This window comes from Novosphingobium jiangmenense (assembly GCF_015694345.1).
Classification (GTDB): domain Bacteria; phylum Pseudomonadota; class Alphaproteobacteria; order Sphingomonadales; family Sphingomonadaceae; genus Novosphingobium; species Novosphingobium jiangmenense.
On the sequence record NZ_JADQDC010000008.1, the window covers coordinates 140,531 to 166,209 of the forward strand.

General features: G+C 63.1%; 25 protein-coding genes. 11 read left to right on the plus strand and 14 right to left on the minus strand.

Features of this window, described 5'->3' with window-relative positions:
• Positions 1-43: 43 nt before the first annotated feature.
• The 4 genes from rplQ to rpsM form a co-directional block, all read right to left on the minus strand.
• Positions 44-469, minus strand: coding sequence for a 50S ribosomal protein L17 (gene rplQ / locus I2488_RS12805; RefSeq protein ID WP_196276205.1), 426 nt, complete (start codon positions 467-469; stop codon positions 44-46).
• A gap of 202 nt (positions 470-671) precedes the next feature.
• Positions 672-1,736 carry a DNA-directed RNA polymerase subunit alpha gene (locus I2488_RS12810; protein WP_039335210.1) on the minus strand — a complete coding sequence of 355 codons (1,065 nt, stop codon included), beginning with the start codon at positions 1,734-1,736 and terminating at the stop codon, positions 672-674.
• Positions 1,737-1,857: 121 nt separating this feature from the next.
• On the minus strand, positions 1,858-2,247 hold the full coding sequence (gene rpsK / locus I2488_RS12815; protein WP_011446170.1) for a 30S ribosomal protein S11: 390 nt from the start codon (positions 2,245-2,247) through the stop codon (positions 1,858-1,860).
• A 48-nt stretch (positions 2,248-2,295) separates the two neighbouring features.
• On the minus strand, positions 2,296-2,664 hold the full coding sequence (gene rpsM, locus I2488_RS12820) for a 30S ribosomal protein S13 (protein ID WP_196276206.1): 369 nt from the start codon (positions 2,662-2,664) through the stop codon (positions 2,296-2,298).
• Positions 2,665-3,045: 381 nt separating this feature from the next.
• Here rpsM and I2488_RS12825 point away from each other — a divergent pair, with 381 nt between their 5' ends.
• From I2488_RS12825 to I2488_RS12835, 3 genes are all read left to right on the plus strand, one after another.
• Positions 3,046-3,453: a DoxX family protein gene (locus tag I2488_RS12825; protein WP_196276207.1), complete on the plus strand. Its 408-nt coding sequence runs from the start codon at positions 3,046-3,048 to the stop codon at positions 3,451-3,453.
• A gap of 74 nt (positions 3,454-3,527) precedes the next feature.
• Positions 3,528-4,310, plus strand: coding sequence for a transglutaminase-like domain-containing protein (locus I2488_RS12830; RefSeq protein ID WP_343071066.1), 783 nt, complete (start codon positions 3,528-3,530; stop codon positions 4,308-4,310).
• A 300-nt stretch (positions 4,311-4,610) separates the two neighbouring features.
• The gene (locus I2488_RS12835) at positions 4,611-4,937 is read left to right on the plus strand and encodes a GIY-YIG nuclease family protein (protein WP_196276208.1); all 327 of its coding nucleotides are present in this window, start codon (positions 4,611-4,613) and stop codon (positions 4,935-4,937) included.
• A gap of 308 nt (positions 4,938-5,245) precedes the next feature.
• Here I2488_RS12835 and I2488_RS12840 read toward each other — a convergent pair whose 3' ends face one another.
• The 4 genes from I2488_RS12840 to hemF all read right to left on the minus strand — a co-directional run bounded on the left by I2488_RS12840 (position 5,246) and on the right by hemF (position 10,103).
• Positions 5,246-6,340, minus strand: a complete 1,095-nt coding sequence (locus I2488_RS12840) for a hypothetical protein (RefSeq protein ID WP_196276209.1) — start codon at positions 6,338-6,340, stop codon at positions 5,246-5,248.
• Between the two features lie 112 nt (positions 6,341-6,452).
• Entirely contained in the window at positions 6,453-8,540 is a 2,088-nt protein-coding gene (locus I2488_RS12845; protein WP_196276210.1) for a RelA/SpoT family protein, read from the minus strand.
• A 74-nt stretch (positions 8,541-8,614) separates the two neighbouring features.
• Positions 8,615-9,238: a GNAT family N-acetyltransferase gene (locus I2488_RS12850; protein ID WP_343071067.1), complete on the minus strand. Its 624-nt coding sequence runs from the start codon at positions 9,236-9,238 to the stop codon at positions 8,615-8,617.
• 1 nt (position 9,239) lies between these two features.
• Positions 9,240-10,103, minus strand: coding sequence for an oxygen-dependent coproporphyrinogen oxidase (hemF, locus tag I2488_RS12855; protein ID WP_196276211.1), 864 nt, complete (start codon positions 10,101-10,103; stop codon positions 9,240-9,242).
• Between the two features lie 62 nt (positions 10,104-10,165).
• Here hemF and pdeM point away from each other — a divergent pair, with 62 nt between their 5' ends.
• The 4 genes from pdeM (at position 10,166) to I2488_RS12875 (ending at position 13,089) form a co-directional block, all read left to right on the plus strand.
• The gene (pdeM, locus tag I2488_RS12860) at positions 10,166-10,840 is read left to right on the plus strand and encodes a ligase-associated DNA damage response endonuclease PdeM (RefSeq protein ID WP_196276212.1); all 675 of its coding nucleotides are present in this window, start codon (positions 10,166-10,168) and stop codon (positions 10,838-10,840) included.
• A gap of 146 nt (positions 10,841-10,986) precedes the next feature.
• Positions 10,987-11,508 (plus strand): translation initiation factor IF-3, encoded by a 522-nt coding sequence (gene infC, locus I2488_RS12865; protein ID WP_039335224.1) that lies wholly within the window; start codon positions 10,987-10,989, stop codon positions 11,506-11,508.
• A gap of 434 nt (positions 11,509-11,942) precedes the next feature.
• Entirely contained in the window at positions 11,943-12,242 is a 300-nt protein-coding gene (locus I2488_RS12870) for a hypothetical protein (RefSeq protein WP_196276213.1), read from the plus strand.
• 100 nt (positions 12,243-12,342) lie between these two features.
• Positions 12,343-13,089 carry a hypothetical protein gene (locus I2488_RS12875; protein ID WP_196276214.1) on the plus strand — a complete coding sequence of 249 codons (747 nt, stop codon included), beginning with the start codon at positions 12,343-12,345 and terminating at the stop codon, positions 13,087-13,089.
• Between the two features lie 66 nt (positions 13,090-13,155).
• Here I2488_RS12875 and I2488_RS12880 read toward each other — a convergent pair whose 3' ends face one another.
• A complete protein-coding gene (locus tag I2488_RS12880) occupies positions 13,156-15,816 on the minus strand; it encodes a TonB-dependent receptor (protein ID WP_196276215.1) in 2,661 nt (886 codons plus the stop codon).
• A 345-nt stretch (positions 15,817-16,161) separates the two neighbouring features.
• On the opposite strand from I2488_RS12880, the gene typA reads away from it, so the two are divergent.
• Positions 16,162-17,988, plus strand: a complete 1,827-nt coding sequence (typA, locus tag I2488_RS12885) for a translational GTPase TypA (protein WP_196276216.1) — start codon at positions 16,162-16,164, stop codon at positions 17,986-17,988.
• Between the two features lie 179 nt (positions 17,989-18,167).
• On the opposite strand, the gene I2488_RS12890 is transcribed toward typA, so the two are convergent.
• Together I2488_RS12890 and I2488_RS12895 are read right to left on the minus strand one after the other, a co-directional pair.
• Positions 18,168-18,644: a hypothetical protein gene (locus I2488_RS12890; protein WP_196276217.1), complete on the minus strand. Its 477-nt coding sequence runs from the start codon at positions 18,642-18,644 to the stop codon at positions 18,168-18,170.
• A 112-nt stretch (positions 18,645-18,756) separates the two neighbouring features.
• Positions 18,757-21,117: an N-6 DNA methylase gene (locus I2488_RS12895; RefSeq protein WP_196276218.1), complete on the minus strand. Its 2,361-nt coding sequence runs from the start codon at positions 21,115-21,117 to the stop codon at positions 18,757-18,759.
• Positions 21,118-21,228: 111 nt separating this feature from the next.
• Here I2488_RS12895 and I2488_RS12900 point away from each other — a divergent pair, with 111 nt between their 5' ends.
• Complete coding sequence (locus tag I2488_RS12900) at positions 21,229-21,504, plus strand: hypothetical protein (RefSeq protein ID WP_196276219.1); 276 nt, start codon at positions 21,229-21,231, stop codon at positions 21,502-21,504.
• Positions 21,501-22,247 (plus strand): AcvB/VirJ family lysyl-phosphatidylglycerol hydrolase, encoded by a 747-nt coding sequence (locus tag I2488_RS12905; RefSeq protein WP_246465653.1) that lies wholly within the window; start codon positions 21,501-21,503, stop codon positions 22,245-22,247. The genes I2488_RS12900 and I2488_RS12905 overlap by 4 nt, the downstream gene beginning before the upstream one ends.
• 255 nt (positions 22,248-22,502) lie before the next feature.
• On the opposite strand, the gene I2488_RS12910 is transcribed toward I2488_RS12905, so the two are convergent.
• Positions 22,503-23,129, minus strand: a complete 627-nt coding sequence (locus tag I2488_RS12910; RefSeq protein WP_196276220.1) for a hemerythrin domain-containing protein — start codon at positions 23,127-23,129, stop codon at positions 22,503-22,505.
• A gap of 172 nt (positions 23,130-23,301) precedes the next feature.
• Here I2488_RS12910 and I2488_RS12915 point away from each other — a divergent pair, with 172 nt between their 5' ends.
• On the plus strand, positions 23,302-24,489 hold the full coding sequence (locus tag I2488_RS12915) for a glycosyltransferase family 4 protein (protein ID WP_196276221.1): 1,188 nt from the start codon (positions 23,302-23,304) through the stop codon (positions 24,487-24,489).
• On the opposite strand, the gene I2488_RS12920 is transcribed toward I2488_RS12915, so the two are convergent.
• Both I2488_RS12920 and I2488_RS12925 read right to left on the minus strand, forming a co-directional pair.
• On the minus strand, positions 24,486-24,938 hold the full coding sequence (locus I2488_RS12920) for a hypothetical protein (RefSeq protein WP_196276222.1): 453 nt from the start codon (positions 24,936-24,938) through the stop codon (positions 24,486-24,488). The genes I2488_RS12915 and I2488_RS12920 overlap by 4 nt on opposite strands.
• Before the next feature lie 86 nt (positions 24,939-25,024).
• Positions 25,025-25,645, minus strand: coding sequence for a PadR family transcriptional regulator (locus tag I2488_RS12925; RefSeq protein WP_196276223.1), 621 nt, complete (start codon positions 25,643-25,645; stop codon positions 25,025-25,027).
• Positions 25,646-25,679: the final 34 nt, after the last annotated feature.

The following is a 25,679-nucleotide window of genomic DNA, read 5'->3' on the forward strand; positions in this document are numbered from 1 at the left end:
GCGGCCCCGCCCGTCAATCTCGTCGGTCGAACCGAAGCGCGGATTACGCGGCTTCGTATTCGTCCTCATCAGCCGTCATCACCGGACCCGAGTCCTGGCCCTTGGCCGAGGTGTCGCGATCAACCAGCTCGATCACGGCGATCGGAGCGGCGTCCGAAGCGCGGTAACCGGCCTTGATGATGCGGGTGTAGCCGCCGTTGCGGTCGGCATAACGCTCGGCGAGGGTCGAGAACAGCTTCTGCTCCTGCGCAGCGTCAAGCAGACGGGCGTGGGCGAGACGGCGGTTCGAAAGTCCGCCCTTCTTGCCGAGCGTGATCAGCTTTTCGATGTAGGGGCGCAGTTCGCGAGCCTTCGGCAGCGTCGTGGTGATCTGCTCATGCTTGATCAGAGCCGCAGCGAGGTTGCGCAGCAGCGCAATGCGGTGCGAGGAGGTACGACCGAGCTTACGCTGGCCCAGCTTGTGACGCATGTGTCTTTCCTTCCGTTCGTAGGGGGGCCGTGCGAGGTACCCCGATCCAGGCGGCGAATTCGGGCTGCCGCCAAGTCACCCTTGCCTTCCAAAGAAGGCGGAACTTCAGCACCTCTTGCACTGCGCCCCCGCGAAGGCGGGGGCCTCAGGCCGATCAGCGCCTGTCCGAACGAGGCCCCCGACTTCGCGGGGGCGCAAGTTCTCAGCCCAGCAATTCCTGCTCGAGCTTCTTGGCCATCTCTTCGATGTTCTCCGGCGGCCAGCCGGGGATGTCCATGCCGAGGCGCAGGCCCATCGACGAGAGGACTTCCTTGATCTCGTTGAGCGACTTGCGGCCGAAGTTCGGCGTGCGCAGCATCTCGGCTTCGGTCTTCTGGACCAGGTCGCCGATGTAGATGATGTTGTCGTTCTTGAGGCAGTTGGCCGAACGCACCGACAGCTCGAGTTCGTCGACCTTCTTGAGAAGGTAACGGTTGAGCTGGTTGGCATCGCTCTCTTCCGGCGCATGGGCGGCAACGCCACCGGCAACCGAAGGAACGTGGCCGACCGGCACCTGGTCATCGAAGTGGACGAACAGCGCGAGCTGGTCCTGGAGGATGCGCGCGGCATAGGCCACGGCGTCTTCCGGGGTGATCGTGCCATCGGTTTCGACCGTCAGGTTGAGCTTGTCGTAGTCAAGCTCCTGACCGATACGGGCGTTGTCGACCTTGTACGAAACCTGGCGGACCGGCGAGTAGAGCGAGTCGACCGGGATCAGGCCGATCGGTGCGTCAACCGGACGGTTCGACACGGCCGGGACATAGCCCTTGCCGGTGTCGACGGTCAGTTCCATGTTGAACGTCGCGCCTTCGTCGAGATTGCAGATCACGAGGTCCTTGTTCATGACCTCGATGTCGCCGGTGACGGCGATGTCGCCAGCCTTCACTTCGCCCGGGCCGGTGGCCGAGAGCTGCAGACGCTTGGGGCCTTCGCCCTGCATCTTGAGGGCAATCTGCTTCACGTTGAGCACGATGTCGGTCACGTCTTCGCGGACGCCGGCCAGCGACGAGAATTCGTGAAGGACGTTCTCGATCTTGATCGAGGTGACCGCCGCGCCCTGAAGCGAGGAGAGCAGCACGCGGCGCAGCGCGTTGCCGAGGGTGAGACCAAAGCCACGCTCCAGCGGTTCGGCGACGAAGGTCGCGCGGCGCTTGGCGTCGTTGCCCGGCTTGATCTCGAGATTGTTGGGCTTCTTCAGTTCCTGCCAGTTCTTGATGTTGACAGTCATGGAATTCCCCTGGGGTTTGTGCGGGCTTTTGCCGGTTGCCGGGATGCTTAATTCCCGGCTCCGGTCGAGGTATTGGGTGAAAGGGGCGCCGGTACCTGCGCCCCATCCACCATAGGCAGGATCAGACGCGACGACGCTTCGACGGACGAACGCCGTTGTGCGGGATCGGGGTCACGTCACGGATCGCCGTGATGGTGAAGCCGACCGCCTGGAGGGCGCGCAGGGCGCTCTCGCGGCCCGAACCGGGGCCCTTGACTTCGACTTCGAGGGTGCGGACGCCATGTTCCGCAGCCTTTTTGCCGGCGTCGTCAGCAGCGACCTGCGCGGCGTACGGCGTCGACTTGCGGCTGCCCTTGAAGCCCATCATGCCGGCCGACGACCACGAGATGGCGTTGCCCTGTGCGTCGGTGATGGTCACCATGGTGTTGTTGAAGCTGGCGTTGACGTGCGCAATGCCGCTGGTGATGTTCTTGCGCTCGCGCCGCTTGATGCGCTGAGGTTCGCGTGCCATTTTTTCTATCCTCGAGAAACTGGGGACGGAAGAAGGACCTGAAAGGTCTTACTTCTTCTTGCCGGCGATCGGCTTGGCCTTGCCCTTGCGGGTGCGGGCGTTGGTGTGGGTGCGCTGGCCGCGGACCGGCAGGCCCTTGCGGTGACGCAAACCACGGTAGCACGCGAGGTCCATGAGACGCTTGATGTTCATCGCCACTTCACGGCGAAGATCGCCTTCCACGGTGTGCTCGGCGTCGATCGTTTCGCGGATCTGAAGGATCTCTGCGTCCGAAAGATCGGCAACGCGACGGGTATGTTCGATACCCAGCTTGTCGGCGATCTGCTTGGCCTTGAACGAGCCGATACCATGGATGTAGGTCAGCGCGATGATCACGCGCTTGTTGGTGGGGATGTTGACCCCGGCAATACGAGCCACTTGCTTCTCCGTTTGCTCCACAGGCCGCGCGAATCGCTCACGCCGCCTATCTCATCGCGAAAACTCACTCGGGAAAACCGGGATTTCTGCAGGGTTTCAGGAGTTTACCCCTGATTGTGCAGACTCTGCCCGGAAATGAGTGAAAGGCGCGATTAGGCGGTTTCGACTACAACGTCAACCGTTTCGCAAGCACAAAGGGCGGACGGCGCACCGATGGCGGCACGGTCCTGCTCCGATATGGATGCGTCATACCGCAACTCGCACCCGTCGTCAAAACCGCATGCCCGACCGACCGTCCACCTCGGCGCCGCAAAGCCCGATTGCGCACGCCCAAATCTCATATTAGACTTTCGATTCTAAAAATCAGGGGGAGAAACAAACATGCCTGCCATTCGCGTTCCAGCGCTCGTCCGCCTTGCCCTCATGCTCGTGCTGACGCTGTTGCTTTCGGCCTTCCACGGCTTCGTCGGCTGGCACAAGGCCTTCTCCTCGCGCGAGGAGCTGATCAGGCATACCGCCTGGACCGTCCACCTGCCCGACTGGCTCGGCAAGCTCGTCGGCGTGATCGAGATAGGCCTTGTCGCCGCCCTGCTCGTCGCCCTCCTGCGCCCGCGCTTCAGCCGCGTCGGCCAGCTCGCATGCTACGGCTTCATCGCGCTCGAACTGGTCTCCACCGCCACGCACCAGATCACGCAGGACGGCGCGTCGCTCCCACAGAACATCGTGTCGATCCTGCTCACCGCCTTGCTCGCCTGGCTCTTTGCAGAGCGGGCCCGCACCGCTAACTGAGGGACTGCGGCGCTGGTGGCGGCTTCCGCATCCTCCAGCGCCGGAACCTTCCCCTGACCAAGACCATCGGCCCAGTGCCACAGGCCATCAACATAGCCGTAAAGCTCGACTATGCGATGACCGGCCCCGCCCCCGTGCTGATGCAGATCGGCGCGGCACAGACCGATGGCCAGCGCGTTCTCAAGGCCAGCTTCACCACCACGCCGGGAGTGGCGCACGTCGTCCCCGGTCACGATGGCCTTGGCGAACGCCTGTGGCTCGCACCCGAGACCGCCTTCACCGTCGCCTACAACGCCACCGTCGCCATCGACCGCACCCCGGCCACACTCCCCAGCCTCGCCGCCGACAGCCTCACCGCCCTGCCCGGCGAAGTCCTCGAATACCTCTTCCCCTCGCGCTATTGCCCGGTCGACACGATGCACGCCGCGGCGGTCGACATGTTCGGCCACTTGACCGGCGGTGCGGCGGTAGAGGCCGTGCGCGACTGGATCGCCACCCACCTCGCCTACGTCTCCGGCGCCAGCCACGGCGGCACCACCGCGCTCGACACCTTCCACGCCCGCGAAGGCGTCTGCCGCGACTACGCCCACCTCCTGATCGCGCTGGTCCGATCCCTGGGCATCCCGGCGAGAATGGTCAGCGCCTACAGCCCCGACGTCACCCCGCAAGACTTCCACGCCCTCGCCCAGGTCTGGCTGGCTGGCGACTGGCACCTCGTCGACGCCACCGGCATGGCCGACCCTGCGACAACCGCGATCATCGGCGTTGGCCGCGACGCAGCTGACATCGCCTTCCTGACGATCTTCGGCGGGGCAACGCTGAACGAGCAGGTTGTCGAGGTCACCTTGCAGGACTGACGCACAGACCGGCAAACTCTGCCCCATGTTAAAATCCACCGTCACCCCGGGCCCCGACCCGGGGTCCCGCTTCCTCCCCGCGTCCAACGCAGACGAAAAGCCAAGTCCCGGATCAAGTCCGGGACGACGCGAGTTGGAGGCGCAAATTTGCTTAGCGAGCAGATGGGCGAAAGCCGAAAGCCGAAAGCCAACCAGTCCAAACCAAACCCCTCGTCGCCCCGTGCTTGACACGGGGCTTGGCTGTCCTTTGCACAGCTTGCGAAGCTTCCCCCGCACACCAACGTCCGCCATAACCCCAGCATGGAAAAAGGCGGCGGGCTCTACATCATGGCAAACCGTTACTGCGGCGGCATGTACGTCGGCGTCACGTCCGACCTGACCCGCCGCGTCTGGCAGCACCGCGAGGGCGAAGGCTCGATCCACGTAAAGGACTTCGCCAAGACCAGACTGGTCTATGCCGAACGCCACGAGGAAATCGAACCTGCCATCGCCCGCGAGAAACTCGTCAAGAAATGGCGCCGCGAATGGAAATTCGCCCTGATCGAGGCGGACAATCCCGATTGGCGGGACCTGTGGGAACAATGGTATCCCAAAACCCAGGCCCCGCTCGACGACGACGCCAAGTAGCCAAGCCCCGTGTCGAGCACGGGGCGACGCGTGTTCTGGATTTGCGGGTTCTCAAGGCAATCAGCGGGTGAAAGATAGAAGGTGGTAGCAGACAACCACCCAAACCACCCCACCGTCGCCCCGTGCTCGACACGGGGCTTGGCTCCCCTTGCGGCCTTAGGCTTAGATTTTGGGGATTGATGCACCTGTCACCGCAATTCGCAACGAGCGTCAACCACGTCCCCCGTGCTCGACATGGGGCTTAGTCTTCCATGACGCCAGACCTAACATTCAGAAGCTTAGTAAAGTATTGCTGTACTTCTTTTTTGTTATGGTCGTGCGTCTTGATCATTCGCAGCCTCAAGCCTCAGTACAGGCTCGCCTGCCGGACGCTTAAAGGCAAGATTGTTGGCAACATCATGAATTTCCTGCATTCTGCGTTCAGTTTGAGACATCCCATCATCGCCAACCACATCAGCATCCTGAGGAGGAGGTAGATAGCGGACATCCACAGTTAGCCCACGCTCCACCCGCGCAAGAAATTGCCGAAGCGTCACGCTAAGGCCATTTCGGACCTCATTTTTCCTAGCCGCAGGTTTAAGTGACTGGGTCAACTCGTCAACCTTAGTCTTGATAGCTAAGTTGATTTGCTCCTCAATTTTCGGACCAAATATCTTTTCAACTTCTTCATCTTTAAATGCCTGCAACTTAGACGTTTCAGCTCTAATTTTCCGAATTTCTTCAACGGTTTTCCATGTCCCAAGCGCCCAATCTGTCAACTTTCCTATACTCTTCGCAACACCATATGAAACGACTAGCCATACTACCGGATCAGTAGTAGACAGCGCACCGACTTCGATTTCTTCCGGATTTTCACCTTGAGCCTCGGAAATTAAGCGCATTAACGCCTTCAAAAAATTGAGCTCATTTATAAAAACGGAAAAGGCGTTCTGAAACAATTTTCGAGGTATTTTAAAACCCACTTGACCGTGATCAACGTCATTTCCGGGATCTTCAATTCCAAAATGCTCCAAACCCTCAAGCAGCATACGATATTTTTCGATTTCGTCGTCGCGGTCCGATACTATCTCTTGAAGCTCATCTCTAATCACAGCTGGCGTCGCCGGGTTTTCTTGTATTGAATCTTCAATCTTATCGATAATATACGAGTCAAAGTCCTGCTTACCACCAATTTCTTCTAGCCTGTCCCAATCTCCCGGAGTCAAATGAGACTTCATCTTAGCAAAACTGAGCTTTGCCTCTTTAAAAGCTTCAGAAAATGCCGTTTGATAAGACGGATCAGAAGGATTTGATGTGAGGTTATTGAGGGCACCGAGAAGCTTTTTCAAATTCTTTTGCGTACCGAATTCTGTATCTAAGCCAATTGCCTTTGCTATGACTGACCTCAAAATTGACGCGTCCATAATGCCCCCAAAGCAAGAAACCGCTTCAAACTAATTCGGTAGAACACTAAACCAATATAGCTGCCATTTGCATATGAGCAGAACACCACCACAGTCTTCGCCCCGCTCCCCCTCAAATCCGCTCCGCCTGCGCCACAGCCTCACTCGCCCGCAGAGCCGAGATAATCCGCGTCAGATGCGCCAGATCGCGCACCTCCAGATCGACCTCATAAGTATGGAACGGGTTCTCCCGTTGCGTCATCTCGAGGTTGACCACGTTGGCGTGGTTCTTCGCAAAAATCCCCGCCATTTCCGCCAGCGTGCCCGGGCGGTTATACAGCTCGGCGCGCAGGCGGCCGATCGCGCCGTCGGTGCGGGCGTCCCATGACAGGTCGATCCAGTCGGCATCGACGCCATCGGCCAGCTTCATGCAGTCGATCGCGTGGACTTCCACGCCCTTGCCGGGACGGCGCAGGCCAACGATGCGGTCCCCGGGCACCGGGTGGCAGCAGTCGGCCAGCTTGAAGGCCATGCCCGGCGTGAGGCCGCGCACCGCGATCGCGCGCTTCTGGCTCGGCCAGTTCTCTTCGGGAATGTTGGCGGCACTTCCCGGCACCAGCGCTTCCATCACCTGCCGATCGTCCAGCTTGGCCGAGCCGATGGCGAACATGAAGTCCTCCTCGCCCGCAAGCTTCAACCGCTTGAGCGCATCGTTCAGCGCCTTCTTGCCGATCTTCGTGGGCAGCCGCTCGACGATTTCCTCGTAGAGCTTGCGCCCGATCGCGGCGACTTCGGCGCGCTCCTTCTGGCGGACGAAGCGGCGGATCGCGGCGCGGGCCTTGCCGGTCACCACGAAGCCCAGCCACGAAAGCTGCGGCTCCGAGGTGCGGCTCTTGATGATCTCCACCACGTCGCCATTGCCGAGCGGGGTGCGCAGCGGCACGTGCCGCCCGTTGATCTTCGCGCCCACCGCCTGCGCGCCGAGCTTGGTGTGTACGGCAAAGGCGAAGTCGATCGGCGTCGCGCCCTTGGGCAGCTGGAACAGCGCGCCCTTGGGGGTGAAGGCGAAGATGCGATCCTGGTAGATCGCCATCTTGGTGTTCTCGAGCAGTTCCTCGGCATCGTGGCTGGATTCGAGGATTTCGATCAGGTCGCGCAGCCAGCCCACCTGCCCGTCGGGCGTGCCGCCCTGCTTGTAGGCCCAGTGCGCGGCCAGGCCGTACTCGTTGCGCTCGTGCATCTCGTGCGTCTTGATCTGCACTTCCACGCGCATCGCGTTGGAATAGATCAGCGCGGTGTGCAGAGAACGGTAGCCGTTCATCTTCGGGGTGGAGATGTAGTCCTTGAACCGCCCCGGAATCATCTGCCACTCGCGGTGGAGGATGCCCAGCGCCTTGTAGCAGTCGTCCTCGTTGTCGGTGAGGACGCGGAAGGCCATGATGTCGGTGATCTGCTCGAACGAGACGTGCCGCTCGGCCATCTTGCGCCAGATCGAATAGGGGTGCTTCTCGCGCCCCGAAACCTCGACGCGCAGGCCCGCCTCGGCCAGCGCCTTCTTGATCTCGAGCGCGATGGCGTCGACCTGCGCGCCCTCTTCGCTGCGGATCGCCGCCAGCCGGCCGGTAATCGTGGCATAGGCTTCCGGCTCGATCTGCTCGAAGGCGAGCAGCTGCATCTCGCGCATGTATTCGTACATGCCCACGCGCTCGGCCAGCGGGGCGTAGATATCCATCGTCTCGCGCGCGATGCGGCGGCGCTTTTCCTCGCTCTTGATATAGTGGAGCGTGCGCATGTTGTGCATGCGGTCGGCCAGCTTCACCAGCAGGACCCGCAGGTCCTCGCTCATCGCCAGCAGGAACTTGCGCAGGTTCTCCGCCGCGCGCTCGCTCTCGCTCATCGTCTCGATCTTCGAGAGCTTGGTCACGCCATCGACCAGCCGCGCCACGTCCGGCCCGAACAGCCGCTCGATCTCGTCGACGGTGGCAAGCGTGTCCTCCACCGTATCGTGGAGCAGCGCGGTGATGATCGTGTCCTGATCGAGCTTGAGCTCGGTCATCAGGCCGGCCACCTCCACCGGGTGCGAGAAATAGGGGTCCCCGCTCGCCCGCTTCTGCGTGCCGTGCTTCTGCACGGTATAGACATAGGCACGGTTGAGCATCGCCTCGTCCGCATCCGGATCATAGGCAAGCACACGTTCGACAAGTTCGTACTGGCGGAGCATCTGTGCCCTAGATGGCGGCATCGGGGCCTTTCCCGCAAGAGGGAAAGGCTCCTGACTGCATTCGTATTGGTCGATCAGAGGATGATCGGAGCGGTGCCCATGTCCTGCGGCAGAAGGCCTGTCACGCGCGGGTCGGGCAGGATCTCCACGAAGCGCGCGAACGGCGCAAAGCCTTGGGCCTGGTAGAACGGCAAGGCGCGCGGGTCATCGGTGGTGCAGGTGTGCAGCCAGACGCGCTCCACGCCCGGTGCCCAGGCCAGCTGCAAGGCCCGCCGCATCAGCCACTTGCCGAGGCCCTTGCCCGTCGCGCCCCTGATGAAGCCGAAGAACACGATCTCGCACGTCGCCTCCACCCGGAAGTCCAGCTCCAGCATGCCCACTTCGACGCCCATCCGGTCCGCCACGGCATAGAGCTGCACGCGCGGGTCATGGATGATGCCTGCGATCTCGGCGTCACTCTTGCCCAGCCGCGTCCACCACAGCCACGGCCCGCCGATGCGCTTGTAGAGCAGGCGGTACTTTTCGGGCGCTGCCTCTTTCCAGCGCACCAGTTGCACCGGAACGTCACCCTCGGGCACCAGCTTGCGCAGGCCCTCGGGCGGAGACAGCATCTCCAGCGCCGTCACCACGCAGGCGAGGTCACCCGGCGCAACCTTGTGGAACCCATGCCCCAGCGCCGGGCCGTCCGCCTCGATCACGTCAGCTCCAGACAGCTTCCGGCGGCAGGCTCATCAGGATTGCGTCGATGTTGCCACCGGTCTTGAGGCCGAACAGCGTGCCGCGGTCCCACACCAGGTTGAACTCGGCATAGCGCCCGCGATATTCGAGCTGCGTCAGCTTCTCCTCGGGCGAGTACTCCATGCCCATCCGCTTCCTCACCAGACGCGGGAACACGTTGATGAACGCATCGCCGACATCGCGCGTGAAGGCAAAGTTCGCCTCGAACGCGGCATCGTCGGCGCATTCGAGATGATCGTAGAAGATGCCGCCCACGCCGCGATGGACCTTGCGGTGCGGGATCCAGAAGTAGTCGTCCGCCCACTTCTTGAACCTGGGGTAGTACTCCGCATCGTGCTTGTCGCAGGCCGCCTTGTACTCGGCGTGGAACTCGGCCGTGTCCTCTTCATAGGGGATCGGCGGATTGAGATCGCCGCCGCCGCCGAACCACGCCTTGCTCGTCGTCAGGAAGCGCGTGTTCATGTGTACCGCCGGCACGTGCGGATTGCGCATGTGCGCCACCAGGCTGATCCCCGTCGCGGTAAAGCCCGGAGCATCCGCGCTCGCCCCGTTGACCGACCCTGCGAAGTCCTTCGAGAACTCGCCCTGCACCGTCGAGACGTTGACGCCGACCTTCTCGAACACCTTGCCCTTCATCAGGCCCTGCACGCCACCGCCGCCATTCTCGACCGCCTCGCCTTCATGCTCGCGGTTCCACGGCGTGTACTGGAAGCTCGCATCCGAACCCGCTTCACGCTCGATCGCCTCGAACTCCGCGCAGATCCGGTCACGCAAGCTTTCGAACCAGGCACGGGCGCGGGTGGTGTGGGTCGTCCAGTCGGTCATTCGTTCCCCCAAATCAGTCTGACCGACTTGCCAAGGGAATCGCGATCCGGCAAGGGAAAGCCATGGTTCCCTTTTCGTTCGCCTCCCAGGAGTTCCGCCTCGGCGCCTCGCGCGCGCTCCATTGGGCAGAGGAGAACGCACTGCTGGTGGCCGACCTGCACCTTGAAAAGGCCAGCTTCTTCGCCCGGCACGGCCAGATGCTTCCCCCTTACGACAGCCGCGCCACCCTCGAACGCATTGCCCAGGCCCTGCGCGAGACTGGCGCCCGCCGCGTCTTCTGCCTTGGCGACTCGTTCCACGATGCCGCCGCCGTCGCCCGCATGGAGCCCCACGCGGCAGGCATGCTCGACGCGCTCACCCGTGCTACCGACTGGGTCTGGATCACCGGAAACCACGATGAAGACGCCTCCGCACCCGGCGGCACGCTGGTCGATGAACTCACCATTCGCGGGCTGACCTTGCGCCACATCGCCCGCAATGGCACTGCCGAGCGGGAAGTTTCCGGCCACTTCCACCCCAAGCTGCGCGTCTCGATCCGGGGCCGCACGATCGCCCGCCCCTGCGCCGTCGCCAGCGAGAACCGCCTGATTCTGCCTGCTTTCGGCGCATTGACCGGGGGCATGGACGCAGCCGACCCTGCGATCCTCAAGGCGCTCCAACCCGCCCGCTCGATCGATGCGATCGTCCCTGCCGGGGACAAGCTCGCCCGCTTCAACCTCTGGCGTGCTGCAGCCTGAAAGCAACATGACCCGGCCAATGCGGCACGATCGGGAACCAAGGGCAAAACCGCCCTTTATCTGAACGCACATTGTGATATGAGCGCGCGGAACCATATTGGGCAAAAACTGCAGGAGAAAGCACTATAGCTCCCCCACCGCGGCGCATGATGGCGCCCCCCGTCAAGAGCGGGCCTCGCTACAACCAGATGATCAACGTGCCCAAGGTGCGCGTGATTGACGAGAACGGCGAGAACTTGGGTGTGATGTACACCCGCGAAGCGATCGAGCAGGCCGCCGAAGTCGGTCTCGATCTCGTTGAAGTTTCCCCGAACGCCGACCCGCCGGTCTGCAAGTTCCTCGACGTGGGCAAGTTCCGCTACGAGGCGCAGAAGAAGGCAAACCTCGCGCGCAAGAGCCAGAAGACGCAGGAGATCAAGGAGATCAAGATGCGTCCGAACATCGATGACCACGATTACGACACCAAGATGCGGAACGTCGTGAAGTTCATCGGTGAAGGCGACAAGGTGAAGATCACGCTGCGATTCCGCGGTCGCGAACTCTCGCACCAGCAGCTCGGCATGAACCTGCTGCGCAAGGTGCAGGACGACGTCGCCGAGATCGCCAAGATCGAAGCCTTCCCTCGCATGGAAGGCCGCCAGATGCTGATGGTTCTCGCGCCGAAGTAAGCGCGGTCCCAAGCACTGCAAACCGCAAGGGGCGTGCCGCAAGGCGCGCCCTTTTCGTTTGTGACTGGCACCACGGAATGCGAAGCCTTTATAAACTCACGCAAAGCCGCAAAGACGCGAAGAGGGAAGCGAGTGTCGCAGGCCTTCGCGCCTTTGAACATGCCGCAGAGATCCTCGCCGACTTTGCCATGAGCGCGACAACTTCGCGTCTTCGCGTCTTTGCGTGCGATATTCCTTTTTCCCTTCTATGCGGCTCCGCGCGACAAGCCATCAAGCGACACCAACTCATCCTTCCCAACCCACGGCCCATCGCGCGTTCCGCAACTCGCCCCCGTCAGCCAACGCTCCACCGATTCACCCATGTCTGTTTTTCAGGCCCGCGCGTTGCCGCTGCGGTTCGCCAAAAAACCAACAGGTTCATCAAGGAGCAGTACATGACGCCGTCTCTCAAGATCATTCCCGCCGTAGCGATTCTCGCTGGCTCGCTGGGCCTCGGCGGTTGCGCCACCAAGGGCTACGTCAACGAGCAGATTGCCACGGTCAACCAGCGCATCGATGGCGTGGAAAGCCGCCTCCAGGCAACTGACGGCGTTGCCCAGGCCGCCCGCAGCGAAGCCCAGGCCGCCAATGCCCAGGCCCAGACCAACACCCAGCGCCTCGACCAGCTCACCGGTCGCGTCGACAGCCTGGATCAGCGCATGACGCAGGCCCAGCAGAAGCGTCCGCGCAACTGATCAGCGCCTGCTGCGTTCAAGTGCCGGACAGGTCTCCCGTGGTCAGACGACCAGAGGAAGCCTGTCCGGCTTTTCGTATCTGGTGCGAGTGACGATGGAAATGATCAAGGCTTTCGCGGCAATCGCCGGTCTGGCGCTGGCCCTTCCCTCTCCGATGACCGAGTCTGGCCATGCGTCAACCGTGGCAGCGGCGAAGACCAAGGCGCAGAAGCGCAAACGGCCCGCCAAAACCGTGCAGAAGCCCGTCGAACTGCCTGGACTGACGATCCCGACACAGCGGGTGACGGCCTGGGTGAGCGAGACCGGTGACAACAACGGCCTTCCCTATGTCGTGATAGACAAGCCCTCGGCCACGATCTTCGCCTTCGATGGCGCCGGCAAGCCGGTCGGCTTCGGCCCAGTGCTGATTGGTCGCGCTCTGGGGGACGATGCAACGCCGGGCGTTGGCAACAAGAGCCTCGCCGAGATCGGCCCTGCCGAAAAGACGACGCCAGCCGGGCGGTTTCTGGCCCGCTTCGGCAAAGCCGCAGGCAACACGCGGGTACTGTGGGTGGATTACGCGACCTCGGTAGCGATGCACACGATCCCGCCGGGCAACCCGAAGGAAAACCGGGCGAAGCGCATGCTGTCACCGAGCATCGAGGACAACCGCATCACCTTCGGCTGCATCAACGTCCCCAAGGCGCTCTACAACGGCAAGATCGCCCCGATGTTCGGCAAGAAGGGCGGCTACGTCTACATCCTGCCCGATACCAAGCCACTTGAAGACGCCTTCCCCCCGCTTCACGCCCGCCCCTTCAAGGCGGAACCTGCAGCGAGCGAGGACACGACGACGACTGCGCGCTGACCTCCCTTCACGAAAAAGGGGAGCCAGACAGCTCCCCTTCCCCGCCCCAAAGCTGAAAACCGTTCCTCAGAACCGATAGCGCGCGGCCACGCCGTAAGTGCGCGGCTGGCTGGTGTAACCGGAGATCGAAAGCGGCTGGGCCGGCGTATCGAACACCGAGAGAAGATAGCGGTTGTTGGTGAGGTTGCGCCCCCAAGCCGTCAGTTCGAAGCCGCTCGGCATCGCCCAGGTGATCGACGCGTTGGCCTCGTTCACCTCGCGGCGGAACGGCCGCGCCGCTGCCACGGCAACCCGCGTACCCTGTTCGAGGAAGCCCGGCAGGCCTTCGATGATCTGCACCGGCGATTCATAGTGGAAGTCGCCACGGAAGATCAGGTGATCGCCGCTGCCGAACTCGTAGTCGTAGGACGCCGCAAACGTCGACGAGATTGACGGAATGCCCGCCGGACGCGTCTTAGACAGGTCACCCACGGCCGAAAGCACGAACGTGTCGTACTTAGGATCGAGGTAGGTAATGGCGACATTGAACTGCCAGCCCTTCGCCGGCTTCACCGTGCCTTCGAATTCGATACCCCGGACCGACTGCTTGCCGGCATTGGCCAGCACGAAGCCCGAACCCGTGAAAGTGTTCGACTGGAAGCCGTTGATGCGTTGGTCGAACGCTGCCAGATTGGCCGTGACCAGCCCCCAGTCAGCCTTCAGGCCGATTTCATAAACCGTCGAGCTTTCGGGCCCCGCAAAGCGGGTGCCATAGGTCTGGTTGACCACGGTCAGCCCGCGCGCGATCAGCGCATCACGGTCCCGGAGGAACGGACGGCTGTCGCGCGAAAGGTTGATCGAGCTCGCCTTGAAGCCGGTCGCATAGCTTGCATAGACGTTGATGTCCGACGTCAGGTCATAGGCCACGCGCACGATGTAGGTGAACTTGTCGTCGCTCGTCCGGCCCGGCTCCACCGCATTGGGCACCGGAATCGCCGAGGGCAGGTATTGCAGCGGGCGCAGCGCGGCGAGCGGGTTGGCCGCCGGGTTGTTCTGGTTGCCCGTGGCGAATGCGTTGAACGCTGCAAAAGTCGCAGCCGTCTCCGGAGCAGTCGCAAATGCGGCAACCGCTGCCTGATCGCTCGGATTGACCCCCGCGCGGCTCAGCGCGCCCGCCAGCAGAAGGTTGCGGCGGAACGGCGCATAGGCCGGGTTGTCGAAGTCGATGCTCGAGAAGACATCGCTGGAAGTGATGTCGATGGCATAGCGCTTGGTGTCCTTGGTGAAGTTCACACCGCCGGTCACCGTGATCTTGTCACCCACCTTGAAGTCGGCCTGCCCGAAGAACGAATAAGCCTCGTTGCGCAGGCGATAGCGCTCGTCCAGCTTCTGGCCTGCACCGAAGAAGCGACCCGCGTACTTGGCCGGGTTCCCCTCGAGCGCGCCGAAGGTCGCTTCGAGCGTCGGCACCGAAAGCGCACCGCCCGTCAGCCCCTGGATCAGGAAGTTGGCATAGTTGCGCGCATCGTCGCCCCAGCCCAGCTGGTTGGCCTGGCGGATGTTCTCATTGAAGTAGAAGCCGCCGATCAGGAAGTTCAGCGGGCCGTCCATGTTGGTCGCGGCGCGCAATTCCTGCGTGAACGTCCTGATCCCCTGATCCTGCGCATTGACCCCGATCAGGTCGGCGCTGGTGAAGTCCGAATCCTGATTGGTCAGAGCATTGAGGCGGCGATAGGCAGTGATCGAGGTGAACGTCAGCGGCCCGAAATCGTAATCGACCTGGCCCGAGGCGCCCCAGTTCTCGATGTTGTTGGTCGAATCGAAGTTCGAATAGACCCGGTTTGCATAGATCTCGTTCGGCCCGTTGACCTGCCCGCCCAGTGCCCGCACTGCCAGAGTTGCCGCCGACGGCTGGAGATTGACGACACCACAGCAGATCTCGTCGATCTTCGAATAGTCGCCGATCAGGCGGACGCGCGCCTGTGCGTTCGGCTCCCACAGCGCCTGCCCGCGCAGGAACCAGCGATTGCGCTCGTTGGTGTCGTTGCCGGTGCCGAGGTCCTTGTTGTAGCCGTCACGCTTGTTGATGCCGCCCGCCAGGCTCACCGCCAGACCGTCGGTCACCGGGCCGGTCACCACGCCCTTGAGCACCACGGCGTCATAGTTGCCATAGCTCGCCTCGACATTGCCGCCGAACTCGAACTTGGGCGCCGCCGTCACGATCGAGATCACGCCGACGCTGGCGTTCTTGCCGAACAGCGTCGACTGCGGCCCGCGCAGCACTTCGATGCGCTGCACGTCGGGGAAATCCCCGATCTGCGCGGCCGAGCGCGAGCGATACACGCCGTCGATGAACACGCCGACCGAAGGCTCGATGCCCGCATTGTTCGCGCCGTTGCCGAAGCCGCGGATGATGAAGTTGGTGTTCGCGCTCGATTGCAGCTGCGTCACGCGCAGCGAAGGCACCACGCTGGCGAGGTCCTTGAGGTCGCGGATCTGCGCCTGCTCCAGCGTCTTGGCGCTGGTGACGGACACCGCGATCGGCACGTCCTGCAGCGTCTGCTCGCGCTTGGAGGCGGTCACGATGATCTCGTTGCCCTCGGCCTGCTGTTCGACCGCAGGCGGTGCCGGCTGCGCCTGTTCCTCGGCATCCTGCGCATGGGCAGCGGCGGAGAAGGCAAGAGCAAGGCCGCATGCTCCGGCGAGAAGCGCAGCCTGGCCGGTGCGACCGGCATCTTCGGATTTCATCAGCAAGTTTTTCCTCTTATCAACCGCAAGCCCTGCGGCCTGGCGGCGGCCCATCGGTGGGCCGTCGGGTCATCCTGTTCCCTGTCCGCGTTCTAGGACGCTCAAAAGGCGCGAACAATTCCGGTTCGACGAAATCCTTCGCGCGTCCCATGCATTTTCATGCGCTGTTGCACGATGGTCACACCTGCAACTGCTTGCGCCTTTCTCCACGCTATCCTTGCCGCAACGCGCCTCCCCTGATGCAGCGTGCTTGCCGCAACGCACAATTACCTGTAAGCGCGCGCCGAAAACGGAGCGAGCGCTGCTTGTGCCGACTCCAGCCGATTCCAACCGAAAGCCAGTTTAATGTCCGCCCAGCAGCGCAATATCGCGATCATCGCCCACGTCGACCACGGCAAGACCACCCTCGTCGACCAGCTCTTCCGCCAGTCCGGCACCTTCCGCGACAACCAGCGCGTCGAAGAGCGCGCGATGGATTCCAACGATCTCGAAAAGGAACGCGGGATCACCATCCTCGCCAAGCCCACCTCGATCGAGTGGAACGGCGTGCGCATCAACATCGTCGACACCCCCGGCCACGCCGACTTCGGCGGCGAGGTCGAGCGCATCCTCTCGATGGTCGACGGCGTGATCCTGCTGGTCGACAGCTCGGAAGGCGCCATGCCGCAGACCAAGTTCGTCACCGGCAAGGCGCTCGCCCTCGGCCTGCGCCCCATCGTCGTCGTCAACAAGGTCGACCGTCCGGACGAGCGCATCCAGGAAGTGCTCGACGAAGTGTTCGACCTCTTCGTCACGCTCGACGCCAACGACGACCAGCTCGAATTCCCCGTGCTCTACGCTTCGGGCCGCAACGGCTATGCCAGCACCGATCCCGATCGCCGCGAAGGCACGCTGGAACCCATGTTCCAGATGATCGTCGACCACGTGCCGCCGCCGAACCTTGACGAGAACGCCCCCTTCTCGTTCCTCGCCACGCTGCTCGATCGCGACAACTTCCTCGGCCGCGTGCTCACCGGCCGCGTCCAGTCGGGCGTGATCCGCGTCAACGATCCGATCCGCGCGCTCGACATGGACGGCAAGGTCATCGAGACCGGCCGCGCCTCCAAGATCATGACCTTCCGCGGCCTCGATCGCGTTCCGGTCGACGAAGCCCGCGCGGGCGACATCATCTCGATCGCCGGCCTCACCGTCGCCACCGTGTCGAACACCATCGCCGCGCCGGAAGTCACCGTGCCGATCAAGGCCCAGCCGATCGATCCGCCGACCCTGTCGATGCGCTTCGCCGTGAACGACAGCCCCATGGCCGGCCGCGAAGGCAGCAAGGTCACCAGCCGCATGATCCGCGACCGTCTCGAGCGCGAGGCCGAATCCAACGTCGCCATCCGCATCACGGAATCGGCTGACAAGGACAGCTTCGAAGTCGCCGGTCGCGGCGAACTCCAGCTTGGCGTGCTGATCGAGACGATGCGCCGCGAAGGCTTCGAACTCGGCATCAGCCGTCCGCGCGTGCTGTTCCAGAAGGACGAGGACGGCAACCTGCTCGAACCGTACGAAACCGTCATGATCGACGTGGACGACGAGCACTCGGGCACCGTGGTCGACAAGATGGCCATCCGCAAGGCCGAGCTGACCGACATGCGCCCCTCGGGCGGCGGCAAGACCCGCATCACCTTCTCGGCCCCCTCGCGCGGACTGATCGGCTACCACGGCGAATTCCTCTCGGACACCCGAGGCACCGGCATCATGAACCGCCTGTTCGAGAAGTACGGTCCGCACAAGGGCCGCATCGAAGGCCGCAAGAACGGCGTGCTGATCTCCAACGGCACCGGCGAAGCCGTGGCCTATGCCCTTGGGCCGCTTGAAGAGCGCGGCATCCTCTTCGTCGGCGTCGGCACCCCGCTCTATGAAGGCATGATCATCGGCGAGAACGCCAAGCCGGAAGACCTCGAGGTCAACCCGATGAAGTCGAAGCAGCTGACGAACTTCCGTTCGAGCGGCAAGGACGACGCCATCCGCCTGACCCCGCCCAGGATCATGACCCTGGAACAGGCCATCGCCTACATCGACGACGACGAAATGGTCGAAGTCACGCCAAAGTCGATCCGCCTGCGCAAGGCCATCCTCGACCCGCACGAGCGCAAGAAGGCCTCGCGGAAGAAGGAAGCGGCGTAAGAAACACGAAAGGGCGGCTCGAAAGGCCGCCCTTTTTCGTTGCCCTCCCCTCCCGCCTGCGGGAGTGGTCGGTGGTGAGCCCGCCCCAAAAATTCCTCCCCGCCCCGGGGAGGGGGACCATCCGCAGGATGGTGGAGGGGCACCCGCCCCCCCCCGCAAGGCCTGCCCTCACGCCGCCGTCAAAGCGGCAACAGGGCATCCACGAGCCGCTTGATCGTCTCCGCCACGCCATCCGCTTCCAGCGCCTGCCGGATCAACCGGCGCTTGGTGGTAAAGTGCGCATCCTCCGGCAGTTCCACCCGCGCCGCGATCTCCGCTGCTTGAAACGCGGCTGCGGCGATATCATTGTGCAGCACGTCTTCGGGATCAAATTCGGGGATTGGTAGCGTCCAGACCAAGTTGTCGAAATCGCGAGGGTCCTTTTGCCCGACCGGCTGCAAGTCCTTGACCCTGTCCAGCACGATGTTCGTGTTAAGGATTGCAGTTAGATAACCTGCCTCTCCGCGGCTCCTGGCCGCGGCCCAATACGCCTTATGGTCAATTATGACGTCCTCATCCTCGACAATGCAGGCGCTCAGCCGCGTTCCTGCTTTTGTATAGAGAACGCGAAGAGAAAACTTTTCTGCCTGTACAGACAGCTTTTGGTGGTGGTTCAATGTTTCCGTTAGCGTGACTCGTGGCGCGCCATTTGCACCCTTATTGCTATGCTCGTTCCACTTAGCCTCTGCATCACGGAGCCAACCTGCAAGTCCTCGATGACCAGCAGTGTCAGAAGTTGCAGACGACAGAACACTGCTGCCCTTTAAGGGAACAACGCCAGTTACAACATCTAAGAGGCGATAGGGGGGCCACCGATTCCCCTAACGCAATGTGACGAAGAAACTCACGTTCCACAGGTCCTTCGGGTGGCTCGACCGTATTCCATGGTCGCTTGTCAAGGTTACCAACGCGACCTCGTACGCGTGGTGCATCGCGGCGACTTAACAAGCGGCCCGCAGTGATTTGCTCGACTAGGACAAATCGCCTTGGGAACAGACTGGCACCATTCCGAAAACGCTGACGATAGGGTGACGCAGCCACAAGAGTCCTTGGACGTGGCCAGGACACTCTTGCGTGTTCAAGCACTGCTGCTGCTTCCTCCTCGTTTGAATCCCGCCTAGGTAGGACTCCAACCCATCTGTCTAAGAGATCGGGAGGTCCACCTTCCTGATCACGGCGTCCGAACAGAACGCATGTGCTCGTCGTGCTACTGCCCGATTGCGCACCGAAGATCGGCCAAACCCGCTCCAGCCCCCAGCCACCGGTTATTGCCACCTGAACGCGTTGCATGCCGCCATTTCGTATCGCTGCATAAGCGGGTGCGTTAAGAGCGGCATAGGGCAGAACCAATGCCAACGATCCTCCTTCGCGCAGATAGCGCTCGGCTCCACGCGCCCAGAACAACGCGAACATGTCCTGTTGCGTGGCAAGAGCCCCGCCCACCCAGAGGTTGTAGCTCTGCAAGGCCTCGCGCAGCCGGTCCTTCATCTCCGCACTGAGGTTGCGATAGACGATCCACGGCGGGTTGCCGATCAGCACATCGGCCCGGTGATCGGGGTGCGACAGCCAGACCGGGCGCAGCAGGTTGCGCAGGATGAACGTCCAGATGTGGTTCCGTCCGTCAAGATACAGCTGCTTCAGCTGCGCAAAGGTCCGCGCCAGCATCGCCGCATCTTCCGCCGTAGCGCCTGCCCGCAGGATGGCGTCGCGCACGGTGTCGGGCTCTGCCAGCGTATCGAGTCCCCGGTTCAATTCGTCAAGCGCGCGTTCGAACAAGGTCAGATCGCTGGCAAGTCCTGCCGGAATGCGCAGCGGCGGATCGTTCGGTGGCACGTCCACCAGAACTTCCGCGGTATCCCCCAGCGGCCGCAGGTTCCATTGCATGGAATCGCCCATGAAGACGGGCACGGTCAGCGTCGGTGGCCGGTCCTGAATCAGATCGCCCAGCGCCAGCAGCCACGTCACGCGCGCCAGAGCTACAGCAACCGGATGCACGTCGATTCCGAAAACCCGGTCAGCACATGCCGCCACGATGTCCGCAGCTGGCAGACCCGCTTCCCGTCCCGCCGCAATCAACCGTCGCAGCGACTGGAACAGGAACGTGCCTGAACCGCACGATGGATCGAGCACGCGCTGGTCGAGTGGTCGGGGCACGGCTGCGGCCACCACGCGCGCTGCCAGCCAGTCCGGCGTGTAGTACTCGCCAAGGTCATGGCGCTCGTCAGGATCGATCAGGCTTTCATAAAGCGTCTTGAGAACGTCCACTTCCACATCGCGCAGGCGGAATCGCACTGTTTCTGCCGCCAGAGTACGCACCAGATCTTCGCCGCCGCCTGCCAGCAGGGGCCAGTCGAAGAAGTCGGCTTCCACCGCGCCCATGATGCCTTCGTCGGTCAGCAACCTACCCGAAAGCATTGCGGCAGGATCATCTACCGGCAGATCGAGCACGCGAGCCGCAATCGCCTTGACCAGAATCGTCAGGTAGGTGTGCTGCAGAAACAGTTCGTCGCTGCCAACGTCGTCGCCATAGACCTGCCGAAGCAGACCATCCCAGAGGTCCCGTTTCAGCCTGACTTCGGGATTGCCTGATACTTCTGCCCAAAGCCGGCGAAGCTCCGCATGGGCCCGTCCGAAAGCAAGGCTGTTGCGGCCAAACGCCAGAGCAATGGCAATCGGCGTCGGCAAGACTTCGGGAACCGGCGCAAGCAAAGGCTCCAGCCAGGCCAGAACCCGATCGGGGTTGGTTGCATCAAGCTCATGGCGCCCGATCTGCACCATTTCGCCACGATCGAGCGTATAGGCCAGGATCGTGGCACCATCGGTCGCCAGCCCGACCGTGGTTCGCCCCGGCCCGCTGCGCCGCATCGCGTCGGCCAGATAGTCCGGCATCCGCGCCGACACGTCGCGCTCCTCCCGGCGCAGGTCGGTCTTCAGTTCGATGACCGTGGCGCCCCATGCCACGTCCACGCGACCACTGTTATCGATCAGATAGCGTTCATGTTCCAGTTCGGCGAACGCTGCTCCGAAGCCTTCGCGCAGAAGTTCCGTTATGAGGCCTCGCAGCGCTTCGTGCCGGGGCCTTGCCGCCATCTGCCTGACAATTTCGGGTAACCGTTCTGCACGCCAACCGTCTGCCACTTTACCCCCAACTCCTGATGCCCGGCCATTGCAGTCACCGCTTCAACGGAATAATCTGCCACCATGGATAACCGCCAGGCAGACCTGTTCGCGCAAGACGACGCCGAACGCAACAAGTTGTCGGACGCTGAGCGACAGGTGATCGAGAAGCGTCTTCTCGAAACGCTGGAACGACTGGAAGCGGCACCGGTGTTCTGTTGGAAGAACCCTCTCGATGCCGTGCATGAAGAGAATCGTTTTGAACGATACTCGAAGATGCTCGGTGATACGGGGACTGCGCTCTGGGCAAGGTTTGACCGCGAAATGGACCGGCTTTACGCCACGCAAGAGGAAGATTGAGGCCCGTCTCGCTCCTCGGTCGCGCAGCCCTCGCCCTTGCGCTGATCGCCACCGCCGTCTTCGCCGCGTTCGGCTATTTCGACCGCGATCCGGTCAACGTCTATCCGGCGCGCGGGCCGGCCAAGCCGGTCGCGGTGGTCAATTTCTCCGGGGACATGGGCTTGCGCTTCCTGCTCGGCGCCTCGACATCGCGGGGGTTGACGGCGCAGGGGTATGAGGTCGTCGGCCTCACTTCGCCCGTCATGTTCCGCACCCATCGCACCGCCGCGCAGGTCGATGCGATCATCGCCGATGGCATTCGCACCGCGCTCGCCCGCACCGGGGCGCAGCGCATCGTCGTCATCGGCCAGTCCTATGGCGCGGACGTCGTCCAGACCGGGCTTGCCCACCTGCCCGCAGACTTGCGCCCCAAGGTCGCCGCGATCATCCTGATCCTGCCCGGCGACACCGTCTATTTCCGCGCCGATCCCACCGGCCAGGCCTATCGCGGCAAGTCCGAAAGCGATCCGGTCGCCACGGTCAACAGCCTTACCTGGGCGCCGCTCACCTGCATTCAGGGCATCGAAGAGCCCGACAGCCTCTGCCCGCACGTTCGCATTCCTGACGCACGCGTCATAAAAATGCCCGGAGGCCACAACATCAACCACGACGAGGACGCCCTCCTCGCCCACGTCCTCACTGCCATCGCCAGCGCCACGAAAGCCGCCCCTGCAGAAAAAACTGTCCTACAAGGTGCCACCTGACATAGCCTCCACGGCATGTCGCCCTTCGCCCGCAAACGCCCGGTTTTCCTGCCTTCAAGCCGACTCGCACACCCTTCTTCCCCCCTCCCGCAGGCGGGAGGGGCCGGGGGTGGGCACGCTTCACAGACCCATCAGAAGTCCACCATCCATAAATCGCAAAACCCGATCAATCGCGCCCAATTGATCGAATGCCGTTATTCTATTGAACAGTGTAAACTGCGTAAACCCCCCAGCGATTTTCAGGGTCGGCCGATGTCAGTAATCCGCCGCACCCCAGTTCTTCGGAGGGCTCTGGTTGCTCGCATCCTGCGGGATCTGCGCCGCCATCTGCCGGGGCTGCTCGAACGCCTGCGTGCCCATGTAGCGGTCGAATTCCTCGAGGAAGCGGCGGGTCAGGCGCTGGTCCTCCTGCGGCGCGATCGCCTCGCGCAGTTCGGGAAAGCGGGTGCCTTCCTCCTCGTAGACATGGTGCAGCACCGCGCCCCGGATATGGCCGAGCTTGTCGCGCCAATCCTGCCCCATCGGGTCGAGCGTCTCCAGCGCGCCCATCTGGATGCGCGTCATCGCATGCTCCTCGTAGGCCATGCCCGCGCTCGCCTTGCTGCTCTCGTTGGCCATCGCGGGATAGAGCACGCCTTCCTCGGCATTGGCATGCGCGGTCAGCACCATCGCCAGGTCGCGCAGCGCCGCGCGGCGTTCTGCCACCGAATTCGCGCCGAGCGCCAGTTCGAAGCAGGCCTCGATCCGGCGGTGATGCTCCAGCGCGTGTGACAGCCAGTCGCCGGGCCTGGCCAGCTGCTGCGCCCTGTCGCGCGCCTCGCGGCGGTCTTCCTCGCTCTCGGGGGGAGTAATGGCGGCTACGATCTTGTCGAGAAAGGACATTTGCTGCGCTCCTGCTCAAGCTCAGCCTTGCAGCGGGCAGGACTGGCGGCGGTTCCGGCGGTAGTTGCCGGGCTCGGCAGGCCGTGCCCTGGCTGACGCGAACCGCGCAAAAGTCTCAGAATTGCGCCGCCGTCACTCGCCATTCATCTTCGCCCGGTCTATGGCGCAGGCGATGAGCGTGGCAGACATCCCCTTCCCGACCGACCTTGCCGACCTGCGCGTCGCGCTGTTCAGCGGCAACTACAACTACGTGCGCGATGGCGCGAACCAGGCGCTGAACCGCCTCGTCGGCTATCTGCTGCGGCAGGGCGCGGATGTACGGATCTATGCGCCCAAGGTTGAGAACCCGGCGTTCGAGGCCACGGGAACGCTGATCGGCGTCCCTTCCTTCGCCATTCCCGGCCGGCCCGAGTATCGCTTCCCCCTCGCCCTCTCGCCGCGCGTCCGCCGCGATCTGGCAGAGTTCAAACCGCACGTCGTCCACGTCGCCTCGCCCGATGTCGTGGCGCACCGCGCGGTGTCGTGGGCGCGGCATCGCCGGCTGCCGATCCTTGCCTCGGTCCACACCCGGTTCGAGACCTACTTCCGCTACTACAACATGGCCTGGGCCGAACCCGCCGTCGAAGCGCTGATGCGCCGCTTCTATCGCCGCTGCGACGCGCTCGTCGCGCCGTCGGAATCGATGGCGCAAGTCCTGCGCGACCAGCGCATGAACTACGACATCGACATCTGGTCACGCGGCGTCGACCGCGAGATCTTCCACCCCGGCGCGCGCAGCCTCGAATGGCGCCGCGAACTCGGCATCGCCGACGATGAAGTGGTGATCGGCTTCCTCGGGCGACTGGTCATGGAGAAAGGCCTCGACGTCTTCTCGGACTCGATCGACCAGCTCATCCGCAAGGGCGTGAAGCACCGCGTGCTGGTCATCGGCGAAGGCCCGGCGCGCGAATGGTTTGCGGCGCGACTGCCCGATGCGGTGTTTGCAGGCTTCCAGGGCGGCCACGATCTCGGCCGCGCGGTCGCCAGCATGGACGTGCTGTTCAACCCCTCCGTCACCGAGACCTTCGGCAACGTCACGCTTGAGGCGATGGCCTGCCGGGTGCCGGTGGTGGCCGCAGCGGCAACCGGGAGCCAGAGCCTTGTCGACGACAATGTCTCAGGCCGCCTGATCACGCCCGGCGCGGTGCGCCAGTTCGCCGAAGCCTTGCGCTGCTATTGCGAGGACGCGGACCTGCGCGCGCGGCACGGCGCGGCTGGCGAGGAGCGCAGCCTCGAATTTTCGTGGGACCGCATCAACCAGGCGGTGGCGGACACCTACCTTCGGCTGGTGCGGCAGAAGGCGCGGTCGAAGCGGCGCTAACGCAGGACGCCTGCCGCCTTCATCCGGCTGGAGTACCACAGCTGGAAGGCCAGTGCCGTCCAGATCACCACCGACATCCCGATCACCGCCGGCGTGTGCATGGAGGGCGGGGCGCCGCTGCCGAGGTATTCGAACCCCTGCGCCACCACGAGGCCGAGCAGCGAGACAGCAAAGGCGGTGACGGCGTGGCGTGAGCGCAGGATCAGCAGCAGCGATCCTGCCAGCGACCCCCAGACGCCCAAGGCCCAGAACACGGTAAGCCAGGCCGGGAAGGCCTGCATGTAGGCCTGCTCCTCGGCTCCCATGCCCATCGAGGCGAGGTATCCGGCCGGATCGAGCTTGGTCATCACATAGTCGACGCAGCCGAAGCTGTTCCACAGCAGGCCGATCGCGCCGATTGCCCAGAGATGCCACGGCGTGCGCATCGGCGTCGCTTGCAGGTTTTCCATGGGTCCTCTCCCCCTGTCACCGGAGGAGAGGATACCATGGCCCAATGCATCATCAAAGCGCCGCGAAAGTGCGGATTCATGGAGCATCAGAGGCGTTCGATCCGACGCGCGGCTTCGTCGAGGATGTCGGCGATAGCGTGGGCGGTTTCCGTATCGAACCCTTGCGCCATCACGCGATTGCGCACAGCGGTGTGCAGATTGCCCATGGCGCGGCGGACCGGCGGGCTTTCGGCGCGGTCGCGCTGTTCGCCAAGCGCCTTCAGCCGTCCGAGGATCGCGTCCAGTTCGGCGTCCTTGCCGTGGAGTTCGGCGCGGCCACTGTCGGTCACGGCGAAGGCCTTGCGCGGCCCCTCTCCGGCTTCCTCGGCGATCATGCCTTCATCCACCAGCAGGCTGAGCGTGGGATAGACGACGCCGGGGCTTGGCGCATATTCGCCGCCTGCCAGTTCGCCGATCGCCCGGATCAGGTCATAGCCATGACGCGGCTGTTCGGCCACGAGGTGCAGGAGCAACAGGCGAAGTTCGCCGCCGGCAAACATGCGTCCGCCACGACGGCCACCACCGCGACCGCCCCGACCACCGCCAAGCGGACCATCTTCACTGAAGGGTCCGCCCTTGCCAAACGGACCGCCGAAGCGCCCGCCCATCATCGCCATCATCCTGATGGCATGCCGACCGCGCCCATGGCAGTCATGTTCGAATCTCATGTGTTCATATCCTTTCATGATGCGTCTAAGATAT

Coding starts and splice junctions, on each gene's coding strand:
- hemF (WP_196276211.1), bottom strand. CDS start 10,103: ATGACCGACTGGACGACCCACACCACCCGCGCCCGTGCCTGGTTCGAA.
- I2488_RS12840 (WP_196276209.1), bottom strand. CDS start 6,340: ATGGACGCGTCAATTTTGAGGTCAGTCATAGCAAAGGCAATTGGCTTA.
- I2488_RS12895 (WP_196276218.1), bottom strand. CDS start 21,117: ATGGCGGCAAGGCCCCGGCACGAAGCGCTGCGAGGCCTCATAACGGAA.
- I2488_RS12845 (WP_196276210.1), bottom strand. CDS start 8,540: ATGCTCCGCCAGTACGAACTTGTCGAACGTGTGCTTGCCTATGATCCG.
- I2488_RS12880 (WP_196276215.1), bottom strand. CDS start 15,816: ATGAAATCCGAAGATGCCGGTCGCACCGGCCAGGCTGCGCTTCTCGCC.
- I2488_RS12920 (WP_196276222.1), bottom strand. CDS start 24,938: ATGGAAAACCTGCAAGCGACGCCGATGCGCACGCCGTGGCATCTCTGG.
- I2488_RS12825 (WP_196276207.1), top strand. CDS start 3,046: ATGCCTGCCATTCGCGTTCCAGCGCTCGTCCGCCTTGCCCTCATGCTC.
- I2488_RS12870 (WP_196276213.1), top strand. CDS start 11,943: ATGACGCCGTCTCTCAAGATCATTCCCGCCGTAGCGATTCTCGCTGGC.
- I2488_RS12875 (WP_196276214.1), top strand. CDS start 12,343: ATGATCAAGGCTTTCGCGGCAATCGCCGGTCTGGCGCTGGCCCTTCCC.
- I2488_RS12835 (WP_196276208.1), top strand. CDS start 4,611: ATGGAAAAAGGCGGCGGGCTCTACATCATGGCAAACCGTTACTGCGGC.
- rpsK (WP_011446170.1), bottom strand. CDS start 2,247: ATGGCACGCGAACCTCAGCGCATCAAGCGGCGCGAGCGCAAGAACATC.
- I2488_RS12925 (WP_196276223.1), bottom strand. CDS start 25,645: ATGAGATTCGAACATGACTGCCATGGGCGCGGTCGGCATGCCATCAGG.
- I2488_RS12910 (WP_196276220.1), bottom strand. CDS start 23,129: ATGTCCTTTCTCGACAAGATCGTAGCCGCCATTACTCCCCCCGAGAGC.
- pdeM (WP_196276212.1), top strand. CDS start 10,166: ATGGTTCCCTTTTCGTTCGCCTCCCAGGAGTTCCGCCTCGGCGCCTCG.
- I2488_RS12810 (WP_039335210.1), bottom strand. CDS start 1,736: ATGACTGTCAACATCAAGAACTGGCAGGAACTGAAGAAGCCCAACAAT.
- infC (WP_039335224.1), top strand. CDS start 10,987: ATGATGGCGCCCCCCGTCAAGAGCGGGCCTCGCTACAACCAGATGATC.
- typA (WP_196276216.1), top strand. CDS start 16,162: ATGTCCGCCCAGCAGCGCAATATCGCGATCATCGCCCACGTCGACCAC.
- rplQ (WP_196276205.1), bottom strand. CDS start 469: ATGCGTCACAAGCTGGGCCAGCGTAAGCTCGGTCGTACCTCCTCGCAC.
- I2488_RS12915 (WP_196276221.1), top strand. CDS start 23,302: ATGAGCGTGGCAGACATCCCCTTCCCGACCGACCTTGCCGACCTGCGC.
- I2488_RS12900 (WP_196276219.1), top strand. CDS start 21,229: ATGGATAACCGCCAGGCAGACCTGTTCGCGCAAGACGACGCCGAACGC.